Annotated in this window: 9 protein-coding genes; 4 read left to right on the top strand and 5 right to left on the bottom strand. The window is 70.0% G+C overall.

Annotated features, from left to right (window positions below; genetic code table 11):
• Positions 1–122 precede the first annotated feature (122 nt).
• A complete protein-coding gene (locus tag ABZ796_RS27235; RefSeq protein WP_357341279.1) occupies positions 123–815 on the bottom strand; it encodes a nitroreductase in 693 nt (230 codons plus the stop codon).
• A gap of 168 nt (positions 816–983) precedes the next feature.
• Between ABZ796_RS27235 and ABZ796_RS27230 the strand changes: the two genes are divergently transcribed.
• Both ABZ796_RS27230 and ABZ796_RS27225 read left to right on the top strand, forming a co-directional pair.
• A complete protein-coding gene (locus ABZ796_RS27230) occupies positions 984–1,751 on the top strand; it encodes an SDR family oxidoreductase (protein ID WP_357341278.1) in 768 nt (255 codons plus the stop codon).
• Between the two features lie 10 nt (positions 1,752–1,761).
• Positions 1,762–2,976 carry an acetyl-CoA C-acetyltransferase gene (locus ABZ796_RS27225; RefSeq protein WP_357341277.1) on the top strand — a complete coding sequence of 405 codons (1,215 nt, stop codon included), beginning with the start codon at positions 1,762–1,764 and terminating at the stop codon, positions 2,974–2,976.
• 203 nt (positions 2,977–3,179) lie between these two features.
• Here ABZ796_RS27225 and ABZ796_RS27220 read toward each other — a convergent pair whose 3' ends face one another.
• Complete coding sequence (locus ABZ796_RS27220; RefSeq protein WP_357341275.1) at positions 3,180–3,431, bottom strand: type II toxin-antitoxin system RelE/ParE family toxin; 252 nt, start codon at positions 3,429–3,431, stop codon at positions 3,180–3,182.
• The gene (locus tag ABZ796_RS27215) at positions 3,428–3,688 is read right to left on the bottom strand and encodes a ribbon-helix-helix protein, CopG family (RefSeq protein WP_357341273.1); all 261 of its coding nucleotides are present in this window, start codon (positions 3,686–3,688) and stop codon (positions 3,428–3,430) included. The genes ABZ796_RS27220 and ABZ796_RS27215 overlap by 4 nt, the downstream gene beginning before the upstream one ends.
• 82 nt (positions 3,689–3,770) lie before the next feature.
• Between ABZ796_RS27215 and ABZ796_RS27210 the strand changes: the two genes are divergently transcribed.
• The gene (locus ABZ796_RS27210) at positions 3,771–5,375 is read left to right on the top strand and encodes a cation:proton antiporter family protein (protein WP_357341272.1); all 1,605 of its coding nucleotides are present in this window, start codon (positions 3,771–3,773) and stop codon (positions 5,373–5,375) included.
• Here ABZ796_RS27210 and ABZ796_RS27205 read toward each other — a convergent pair.
• On the bottom strand, positions 5,357–8,146 hold the full coding sequence (locus ABZ796_RS27205; protein ID WP_357341270.1) for an FG-GAP-like repeat-containing protein: 2,790 nt from the start codon (positions 8,144–8,146) through the stop codon (positions 5,357–5,359). The two genes, ABZ796_RS27210 and ABZ796_RS27205, sit on opposite strands and share 19 nt — an antisense overlap.
• A 69-nt stretch (positions 8,147–8,215) precedes the next feature.
• Positions 8,216–9,751: an AMP-binding protein gene (locus ABZ796_RS27200; RefSeq protein ID WP_357341268.1), complete on the bottom strand. Its 1,536-nt coding sequence runs from the start codon at positions 9,749–9,751 to the stop codon at positions 8,216–8,218.
• A 46-nt stretch (positions 9,752–9,797) separates the two neighbouring features.
• Here ABZ796_RS27200 and ABZ796_RS27195 point away from each other — a divergent pair, with 46 nt between their 5' ends.
• The gene (locus tag ABZ796_RS27195) at positions 9,798–10,415 is read left to right on the top strand and encodes a TetR/AcrR family transcriptional regulator (protein ID WP_357341266.1); all 618 of its coding nucleotides are present in this window, start codon (positions 9,798–9,800) and stop codon (positions 10,413–10,415) included.
• Positions 10,416–10,582 lie beyond the last annotated feature (167 nt).

The following is a 10,582-nucleotide window of genomic DNA, read 5'->3' as shown; positions in this document are numbered from 1 at the left end:
GCGTGAATCTAGACAATCCACACCTCACCCCGGAGGCTCTCCCCACGTCAACGACCTGCTACCAACCTCTTGACCGGGTACACCTAGCGGCTCCGGCGGCTCGACCAGCGGGGGGCAGCGGCTCAGAGCGAGGTGTCGTGCAGCACGATGTGCTCGTCGAGCGGGGCGCGGCCGAGGTCGAGGCGGTTCACCGAGGCCTCGGGGTCGGCGGTGCCGAAGGAGATGCCGTAGAGCAGCTTGAGGTCGGCGGGCAGGCCGAGGTGAGCGCGGACGGTGTCGGCGAAGAGGCCGTGCATGCCCTGGGGTACGCCGTGGTAGCCGCGGGCGGTGAGGGAGAGCAGGAAGTTCTGGGCGTACATGCCGACGTCGTTGGCAGCGCGCACGACGTCGCCGAGCTCCGGCACGAAGAGCAGTGCCACGTGCGGGGCACCGTAGAAGCGCAGGTTCTGGGCGACGGCCTTGGTGCGGCCGTCGACGTCCTCGCGGGCGATGCCCATGGCGCCGTAGAGAACGGCTCCGGCCTGCTGCGACCGCTGGGTGTGGACGCTGTCGTCGGCACCGTACGTCGTGGTGAAGTCGGGGCTCATCTGGCCCGCCTCGAACGCCTTGAGCATCGCCTCGCTGAGGCGGTCACGGGCCGCACCGGAGAAGACGTGGACCTCCCACGGCTGGGTGTTGCTGTGCGACGGGGCGCGCTGGGCGTCCTCGAGCACGCCGCGGATGTCGTCGGCGGGCACCGGGTCGGGCAGGAAGGCTCGCGCGGAACGGCGCGAGCGGATCACGTCCGTGAAGGTGTCGACGGCGGTCGTGGTCACAAGAAGTTCCTCTCAGGTCTGCCGGGGCCGATGGCCCCGATCCACTCCTGACGCAAGACGGAGGGACTCTCCGGTATTCCCGGGAAGGTTGCACGGTGGCCGACCCCACACCGCTCACCGCGGCCATCAACCTAGCATTTGCTTGGTAGTCCCTCTAGACTGCCGGACATGGCAGTCGAGATCGATTTCAGCGGCAAGGTGGTCGCGGTGACCGGTGGTGCGCGCGGCGTGGGTGCCGGGATCGTCGCGCGGTTCCTCGAGGCCGGCGCGGAGGTCGAGATCTGCGGCCGGTCGGCCCCGGCCGAGCTGCCGGTGATCGACGGGCGCAAGCCGGTCTTCTCCCAGGTCGACGTGCGGGATCCGGAGCAGGTCGCGGCGTGGATCGCGGCGATCACCTCGCGGCTCGGGCGGCTCGACGTGGTCGTCAACAACGCCGGTGGCGCTCCCTACGCCGACTTCGCGACCGCGTCGCCGCGCTTCCACGAGAAGATCTCGGCGATCAACTTCCTGGCGACCGCCTACGTCTGCCAGGCGGTGTACGAGGCCCTGAAGGCCTCTCGCGGGTCCATCGTCAACATCAGCTCGATCTCGGCACACCGGCCCAGTCCCGGGACCGCGGTCTACGGGGCGGCGAAGGCGGCGGTCGAGAGCCTGACCGGGTCGATCGCGGTGGAGTGGGCCCCCGACGTACGCGTCAATGCCGTCGCCTGCGGGATCGTCGCCACCCCCGGGTCCGAGGACCACTACGGCAGTCCGGAGCAGCGGGCCGCGGTGGCCGCGACCATCCCGCGCGGCGTCTTCGCGACCCCGTCGGAGATCGGGGATGCCTGTCTGATGCTCGCCTCTCCGCTCGCCGCGCACATCACCGGCGCCGTCATCGCGGTCGACGGCGGCGGCGAGTGGCCCGCCTTCCTCCAGCACACCCCCAACTCCTGAGGAGAAAACCGTGCCCGAAGCAGTCATCGTCTCTGCCGCCCGCTCGCCGATCGGCCGCGCCTTCAAGGGCTCGCTGAAGGACCTGCGTCCCGACGAGCTGGCCGAGCAGATCGTACGCAGCGCCCTCTCGTCGGTCCCGGAGCTGGATCCGACGCAGATCGACGACCTGATGATGGGCTGCGCTCAGCCCGCGGGGGAGCAGGGCTACAACATCGGACGGGTCGTCGGCGTACGTCTCGGCCTGGACGCCGTGCCCGGCACCACGGTCCATCGCTACTGCGCCTCGTCGCTGCAGACCACCCGGATGGCCTTCCATGCGATCCGCGCGAGCGAGGGGGACGCGTTCATCTCTGCCGGGGTGGAGTGCGTGTCCCGCTACGAGCGCGGCAAGGCCGACGGGATGCCGGACACCAAGGCCGAGGAGTTCCTCAAGGCCGGCGAGCGCGGTGCCGCGCGGGTGGCCGCGGGCGAGGCCTGGACCGACCCTCGCGAGACCGGCGATCTGCCCGACTACCACCTCGCGATGGGCGAGACCGCCGAGAACGTCGCCGAGATGTACGGCATCACGCGCGAGGCGCAGGACGAGTGGGGCGTACGTTCCCAGAACCGCGCCGAGGCCGCTGCCGCCCGTGGCTTCTGGAAGCGGGACATCACGCCGGTGACGCTGCCGTCCGGCGAGGTCGTCTCCACCGACGACGGCCCGCGGGCCGGGGTGACGCTCGAGAAGGTCGCCGGGCTCAAGCCGGTCTTCCGTGAGAACGGCACCATCACGGCCGGCAACTGCTGCCCGCTCAACGACGGTGCAGCTGCGCTGGTGATCATGAGCGACTCCCGCGCCGCCGAGCTCGGCATCACGCCGCTGGCCCGGATCGTCTCGACCGGGGTCTCCGGGCTCTCGCCCGAGATCATGGGTCTCGGGCCGGTCGAGGCGTCCCGCCAGGCGCTCGCCCGCGCCGGCCTCTCGCCGTCCGACATCGACCTGGTGGAGATGAACGAGGCCTTCGCTGCCCAGGTGCTGCCCAGCATCGACCAGATCGGCCTCGACCCCGAGCGGGTCAACGTCAACGGCGGCGCGATCGCCCTCGGCCATCCCTTCGGCTCCACCGGCGCCCGCCTCGCCACCACGCTCCTCCATGATCTGCAGGAGACCGGCGGCCGCTACGGGCTCGAGACGATGTGTGCCGCCGGCGGCCAGGGCATGGCGCTGGTCATCGAGCGGCTCTGACTCCGCCGGTCGAGCCGCCGTCCCGCTGGTCGAGCCGCCGTCCCGCTGGTCGAGCCGCCGTCCCGCTGGTCGAGCCGCCGGAGCCGCTAGGCGGAGGCGTGTCGAGACCAACACGGTGCCGTCCGCGCTTGATCGTGCCGTGTTGGTCTCGACACGCTCGGCCGCAGGCGGCCTTGCGGCTCGACCAGCGGGGGCAGCGGGGGCTAGACGCTCCGCCGCCCCAGGTGGATGACGGCGACGGTGATGCGGCGCTCCTCCACCACGTAGACGATGCGGTAGCGGCCGACGCGGAGGCGGTAGCGGTCCTTGCCCCAGGCGTAGGCGCCGACGTCGCGCGGGGTCTCGGCCAGGGTGTCGACGGTGTCGAAGACCTGGATCAGGCCGATGGGGTCGTCGTCGACGTACGCCTCGGCCGACTGCAACGCCTCGTCGGCCCAGACGACCTGATAGCTCACTCGCCGGCGGGGCGGTCGAGACCGAGGGCGCGGCGAGCCTCGGCGTGCGGGGTGTAGCTGACCTCGCCGAGCTCGCGGCGCAGCGAGTAGCGCGCGATGGCGAGATCGTCCTCGAGATCCTCGATGCGCCGGTCGTGGTCGTTGAGGTAGGCACGGATGGCCTCGCGGGCGATCTCCTGCTTGGACCGGTTCTCCGTCCGGGCGCGGTCGGACAGCAGCCGGTCGTCGGCCTCGCTGAGTCGCAGAGTCATAGCCATGGACCCACTGTAACCCTGCGTGGTATCACGCGGTATCGTACGTGTGTCCGAACCGTCGAGCTTTACCCTGGGGGACGTCCATATGTCGCTGACCGCGCTCTACCTGCTTGTCGCACTAGGAGCGGGGCTGGTCGCGATGTTCCTGAAACTTCCGCCCATGGTCGGCTTCCTCGCCGCCGGGTTCGGGCTGCACGCCGCCGGGGTCGGCGAGCTGGAGGGGCTGCACACCCTGTCCGAGCTCGGGGTCACGCTGCTCCTTTTCGGCATCGGTCTCAAGCTCGATGTGAGATCGCTGCTCCGGCCCGACGTGTGGCTGAGCACCTTCGCCCACCTGGGGTTCAGCGTCATCATCGGGATCGGCATGCTGGCCGGGATCGCTCCGCTCGGCTTCGCGCTCCTCGCCGACGCAGACCTGGGCGAGATGGCGCTGATCGCCTTCGTCCTCTCTTTCTCGAGCACCGTCTTCGCGATCAAGGTCCTCGACGAGCGCCACGACAACAACACCCTCTACGGCCGGATCGCCATCGGTGTGCTGGTCATGCAGGACATCGTCGCGGTGGCGTTCCTGACCATCTCCAAGGGCCACTGGCCCTCGCCGTGGGTCTTCGCGCTGGTGCTGCTCCTCCCGGGCGCCTGGCTCGCCCACCGGGTCTGGGACCGGATCACCTCTGCTGAGCTGACCGCGCTCTTCGGGCTGACGATCGCGCTCGTGCCGGGCTACTGGGCCTTCGAGGCCGTGGGGCTCAAGGGTGACCTCGGAGCTCTGGTGGTCGGCGTACTCCTCGGGTCGCACGTCAAGGCGCCAGCGCTGGCCAAGCTGCTGTTCAGCACCAAGGAGCTCCTGCTCATCGCGTTCTTCCTGAGCATCGGGCTGACCGGCGTGCCCTCGCTCGAGGACTTCGCCCTGGCTGCCGTGCTGCAGGTCCTGCTGCCGCTCCAGGCCGCGGCGTACGTCGTGATCTTCGCGTTCATGGGGCTGCGCTACCGCACCGCAACGCTGGCCTCGTTCACCCTGGCCAACTACTCCGAGTTCGGTCTCATCGTGATCGTCATCGCGTCGGCCTCCGGGCTCGCATCGGCCCAGTGGCAGACCGTGCTCGCGGTCGCGACCGCGCTCTCGTTCCTGGTGGACGCGCTGTTCAACGCGTACGCCCCGGCGATCATCAATCTGCTCAATCGCCGGCTGCCGGTGCGGAGGCCCGAGCGGCTCCAGGAGGCGGACCGACCGATCAACCTCGGCGACGCCAAGGCGCTGGTGGTCGGGATGGGCCGGGTGGGACGTACGACCTACGAGGAGCTGCGCGACACCCAGGGCTACCACGTGCTCGCCGTCGAGCACGACTCGCTGCGGGCCGACTCGCTCAAGGCGGAGGGCTTCGACGTGGTCGAGGCCGACGCCACCGACCAGGACTTCTGGGAGCGGGTCAAGAAGGGCACCGGCATGGAGCTGGTCGTCCTCACGATGCCCTTCCACGGCGACAACCTGCTCGCGATGGACCTGCTCCGGAAGCTCGGGTTCACCGGCACCGTGGCCGCCATCGCCCTGCGCCCCGAGGAGCGCGACGAGCTCAAGAAGCGTGGCGCCCACGCCGTCCTGAACCTGTACGCCTCGGCCGGCTCCGACCTAGCCGAGAAGGCGCTCCGGGTGAACCAGGAGCGCCAGCTGGCTCAGCCGAGCAGGTCGTAGCCGGACGACAGCGCGCCTAGGAAGGTGCGGGTCACTCCCGTGCCGGTGCCGTTGCGCTCGAAGGCGTAGAGGTTGCCGCTCGACCGCGCGATCAGGTCACCGCCGGCGCCACCGCGCAGGTCGCGGACCCCGAGCACCGCGTCGTAGCCGGAGAGGTTGATCGACAGGCTCGTGGAGGAGACCAGGCCCCCGGGGCCGTTGCCCTCGTGGACGACCAGCGAGGTGCCGTTGACGAAGAGCACGTCCGGGGTGTTGCCCGAGGTCCAGCGACCGACTCCCACCAGGCGGGTGCCGGAGGCCGAGGTACGCATCACGAACGAGGCGCCGACCTTGGCCGAGCCCTTGCCCGGCCACAGCTTGATCGTGCCGTCGGAGGTGCGACCCATCAGGTCCGGATAGCCGTCGCCGGTGATGTCGCCGACGGCGTCGATCACGCTCACCGAGCCGAGCCCGGTCGCGATCGTGACCGCGCCGGCGAACTTGCCCGTGCCGTACCCGCGGTAGAGGCGTACGGAGCCGTCGGAGAGCTTGGCGAGGAAGTCGCCCTTGCCGTCGCGGTTCCAGTCGCCGGCGTTCATCAGTGCGGTGGCGCTGGTCAGGGTCACGCCGGAATCGATCGGCTTCGCCAGGCTGAGGCGACCGCTGTTGGGTTTGACGTAGAGCGTCGAGCCCGACCGCATCATCAGGTCCGGGAGGCTGTTGCCGACCAGGTTGACCGCGCCGACGAGGGTCTTGTCCACCCCGGAGAAGGGGCCGAGCGGCTTGCCGAAGCCGGAGCCGCTGGCGGGGTAGATCCAGCCGCGGTTGGAGCCGTCGCGGCCGATCAGGTCGCCGCGACCGTCGCCGGTGAAGTCGCCGTAGCCGCTGATCTGGACCAGCGACGACCAGGACGGGCTCTGGGTCGCGAGCTTGATCGGTGAGCCGAACGTAGCGCTGCCGGAGCCCTTGAAGTAGTAGAGCGCCCCGGACTTGCGGCCGATCAGGTCGCGCTTGCCGTCCTTGTTGACGTCGCCGGTCGCGGCGAGCTTGTCGAAGCCGCTCAGCGAGCGCGTCGTGCCCGCCCGGGTGAACCCGCCGGCGCCGTTGCCGGTGTAGCGCACCAGGTAGCCCTTCGCGTTCTTGCCCACGAGGTCGTTGTGCGAGGTACCGCCGATGTTGCCGGTCGCGGTGATCTTGGAGACGCCCTTGAACGTCGACGTGGACAGGTTCTTGTAGACCGCCGCGAAGGTGCCGTCGCCGCGGCCCTTGCGGATGCCCGCCGAGCCGTCGTTGCGGACGAGGATCAGGTCGGCCTTGCCGTCGCCGGTGATGTCCGGGGTGACGACCTGCTCACGCGTGGTGCTGCCGAACGTCGTCGACGTCTTGGTCGCGTCGAACCCGGCGAAGCCGCCCGTACGCATCGTGAAGACGCGGCCGTCGGACTTCCGCCGCGCGACGAGGTCGGCGTGGCTGGTGCCGGCGATGTTGGACTCCAGGTCGCGCCCGGCCCAGCTCTTCTGCAGGCCGGCGGCCAGGGAGCGGATCTGGGGGATCGCGTCGTAGAGGTGCTGCCCCGGGCACAGGGTCTGCCCGGCGTCGCGGTGCCCCTTGATCGCGTGCGAGAAGGTCGTGCCGTCGATGTCGACGTTCGTCGCGCCCGCGCTGACCCCGTGGAGGGAGAGCTTCCAGGCGTAGAGGGCGCCGTAGGCCTGGATCAGCTCCGGCGTCGGCTCGACCGTCTCGAAGTTGCCGAGCGCGGAGGCGGCGAAGCTGTCGGTGTTGTAGCCGGAGGTGTGCGCGCCCTCGACCGGCATCGCGACGCCGCCGTTGCGGCCCTCCCAGATCCGGCCGAACTTGTCGATGAAGAAGTTGTAGCCGACATCGCGCCAGCCGTTGGTCTGCACGTGGTAGGCGTAGATCCCCTGGATGATCGAGGGGACGTCGGCCTCGGTGTAGTCGTTGGTGCCGGCGGTGTGGTGGACGAAGCCGCCGTGAATCGTGCCGTACGTCGGCGGGACGTCCTCGCGGATCGACTCGTCGGCACCCCAGTCGGCGCGGCTGTAGATCTTCGGGCTCGGGGTATAGGTGCTGGCCGCCAGGTTGAGGTCGGCGTCCTTGTCGCCCTGGTGGGTCGATGGCGCCTTGGCCGTCCCCTCGTCGGTGTCGATCGACGGCAGCTTTTCGACGGTGCCGGCCGGCTTGCCGGGCTCGATGACCGCGAGCTCGAGGTCGTCGGGGAGCTTGGCGTCGGCGGGGAGCACGAGCCGGGTCTGGACCTCGTCGACATGACCGACCAGGAATTCGCGGGTGCCCTCGCGGTTGCCCTTCGCCTCGCCGGTGCCGGGGTCGGGAGCGTGTTCGTCGAGGTGGATCTCCATCGGCCGCCACGTCGACCACTCGCCGTCGGTCCTGGTGCGGACCTTGGCCTTGACCGCGTCGGTGTCGAGGTCGCTGCCGCGCGACCAGGTCATGCCGACGACGCCGAACCCGCTGACGTCCTGGGGGCTGCTGGTCAGGACCGTCCTGCCGGGCCTGTTCTTCACGGTCGTGCCGTCGGTCCCCGTGCCGATCCGGGTGGTCAGGCCGACCTCGTCGACATGGGCCTTGACCGGGCCGTCCGGGAGCGTCGACGGCTTCGACGAGGCCGCCTGGAAGGCGGCCAGCGGGCCGGACGTGCTCGAACCGGGACGGGCGATGTCGAGGTCCAGCGTCGTCGGCAGTGCGACCGCGGTCGCGGCACCGAGGACGAGGATGGTGCCGGAGAGGGACGCGATCGTGGCGCGTCGGGGCATCGAAGCCTCCGTGGGGGAAGTAAAAACGGGCTCGCGAAACCTATACCCCGCCCCGGTGGGGTGTCCCGCCTATTTCGAGGTGTCGCGCAGATCTGTCTTCAGGACCTTGCCGCTGGCGTTGCGCGGCAGGCTGTCGACCAGCACGTACGTCCTCGGGTGCTTGTAGTTGGCCAGGCGGTCCTTGAGCCAGGTCGTGATCGCGTCGGCGGTCAGGTCGTCGCGTACGACGACGAAGGCCTTGCCCACCTGGCCGAGGCGTGCGTCGGGGACGCCGATGACCGCTGCCTCGACGATGCCGGGGTGGCCGGCGAGGGCGTTCTCGACCTCGGCGGGATAGACGTTGAAACCACCGACGGTGAACATGTCCTTGATCCGGTCGGTGATCTTCAGGCAGCCGTGCTCGTCGAGGAAGCCGACGTCGCCGGTGTGGAGCCAGCCGTCCTCGTCGATCGCCTCGGCGGTCGCCTCGGGATTCTCGAAGTAACCGAGCATGACGTTGTCGCCGCGGATCCACACCTCGCCGTCCTCGCCGGGCTCCGCGTCCTCGCCGGCCGCGGTGACGGTGCGGATCTCCAGGCCCTCGACCGCCGGGCCGACCACCTTGGCCACGTGCTCGGGATCCTCACCGGGGCGGGTGGTGGTGGCGACCATGCACTCGGTGAGGCCGTACGCCCCTTTGACCTCGTCGATCCCGAGCACGTCGCGCATGTCGGCGAAGAGGCTCTCCGGCACGCTCGCGGCGCCGGCGATCGCGAAGCGCAGCGAGGAGAGGTCGTACGCCTTCAGGTCGGGGTGGTTGATGAGCGTGGTGAAGATCGTGGGAGCGCCGGGGAGGACGGTGATCCGTTCGTCCTGGATCAGCTTCAGCGCCTGGGTCGGGTCGTAGGTCGCGATCGAGTAGACCGTGCTGCCCGCGGTGAAGGCGGCGATGAAGCCGGCCTTGTAGCCGAAGCCGTGGAAGAACGGGTTGACGATGGCGTAGCGGTCCTCGGGGGAGAGCGCGGCGCCGCGGGCCCAGACGTCGGCGACGCCGATCGTCTGCCGCTGGGCGCTCATCACCCCCTTCGGCTTGCCGGTCGTGCCGGAGGTGAACAGCAGGTCGGCGAGGGTATCGGGGGTGACGCTCGCCTTGGCGTCCGCGAGGCGCTTCTCGGTCGTGTCGTCGCCTCTCGCCAGGAACTCGTCCCAACCACGGGCGAGGTCGACGATGGTGAGCAGGTGCTCCGGGAGCGGGCCGGCGTCGTGGAGCATCTGGATGTAGTCGGTGCCGAGGAAGCCGTTGACGGTGACCAGGGCGGTCGCGCGGGAGCGTTCGAGGATCTCTCGCGCCTCATGGCCCCGGTAGCGGGTGTTCAGCGGCACCACGGCCGCCCCGATCGTCTGCGCGCCGAGCACCGCGACCGGGAACTCCCAGCGGTTGGGCGCCCAGATCGCGACGCGGTCGCCGCTGCGTACGCCACTGGCGAGGAAGGCGCGCGCGGTCCTGTCCGCCGCGTCGGCGAGCTCGGCGTAGGTGAGCGTCGTCGAGCCGTCGACGATCGCCGGGTGGTCGGCGTACGTCTGTTCGGCCTTCTCGAGCAGGGCGGGGATGGTGCGCGGGGTCATCCTGCTGAGCGTAGTTGAGCAACTGCTTGTTTGGTAGGCTTCGTCCATGACTGACACGGGGGTTGCGCCGAGAAGGCGGGGGACGGCGTCGGGGTCGTCGCGGCGCGCCGAACTGCTGACGCTGGCGGCCGAGATGTTCGCGACGAAGGGCTTCGCCCAGACGACCGTACGCGACATCGCCGATGCCGCGGGGATTCTCTCGGGCTCGCTCTACCACCACTTCCGCTCCAAGGAAGCGATGCTGACCGAGCTGCTCTCGGGGTTCCTCGACGGGCTCAACGCCCGGTTCACCGAGATCGTCGAGTCCGGCGTCGACCCGCAGGCCGACCTGGACGGGCTGATCACGGAGTCGTTCCGGACGATCCACAACGAGCGGCTCGCCGTCGCGCTCTACCAGAACGAGGCATCCTTCCTCTCGACCGTCGAGGGTTTCGAGTTCGTCGCCGAGCGTTCGCGGGAGAACGAGGCGCTGTGGATCCGGGTGATCGAGGCCGGCCAGGCCTCGGGCGCCTTCCAGGCCTCCCTCGACCCCGCGCTGACCTACCGGTTCATCCGTGACGGCGTCTGGTCCACCGTCGCCTGGTACCGCCCCGGCGGCCGCCACACCCCCGAGACGCTCTCGGAGCAGTACCTGAAGCTGCTCCACGCCGGCATCCTCTCCTGACCCCGCTGTTCGACCCCGCTGGTCGAGCCGCCGACCCCGCTGGTCGAGCCGCCGACCCCGCTGGTCGAGCCGCCGGAGCCGCTAGGCGGAGGCGTGTCGAGACCAACACGGTGAGCTCCGCGCTCGATCGCACCGTGTTGGTCTCACACGCTCGGCCGCAGGCGGCC

The sequence above is a fragment of the Nocardioides sp. NPDC047086 genome (genome assembly GCF_040643685.1).
Classification (GTDB): domain Bacteria; phylum Actinomycetota; class Actinomycetes; order Propionibacteriales; family Nocardioidaceae; genus Nocardioides.
The sequence above is the reverse complement of the archived record's forward strand: the minus strand, read 5'-3'. Positions and strand labels throughout refer to the sequence as shown.

Bases quoted from the DNA above. Each gene is read 5' to 3' on its own strand.
- ABZ796_RS27210 (WP_357341272.1), top strand. From the start codon at position 3,771: ATGTCGCTGACCGCGCTCTACCTGCTTGTCGCACTAGGAGCGGGGCTG.
- ABZ796_RS27215 (WP_357341273.1), bottom strand. From the start codon at position 3,688: ATGGCTATGACTCTGCGACTCAGCGAGGCCGACGACCGGCTGCTGTCC.
- ABZ796_RS27205 (WP_357341270.1), bottom strand. From the start codon at position 8,146: ATGCCCCGACGCGCCACGATCGCGTCCCTCTCCGGCACCATCCTCGTC.
- ABZ796_RS27195 (WP_357341266.1), top strand. From the start codon at position 9,798: ATGACTGACACGGGGGTTGCGCCGAGAAGGCGGGGGACGGCGTCGGGG.
- ABZ796_RS27200 (WP_357341268.1), bottom strand. From the start codon at position 9,751: ATGACCCCGCGCACCATCCCCGCCCTGCTCGAGAAGGCCGAACAGACG.
- ABZ796_RS27230 (WP_357341278.1), top strand. From the start codon at position 984: ATGGCAGTCGAGATCGATTTCAGCGGCAAGGTGGTCGCGGTGACCGGT.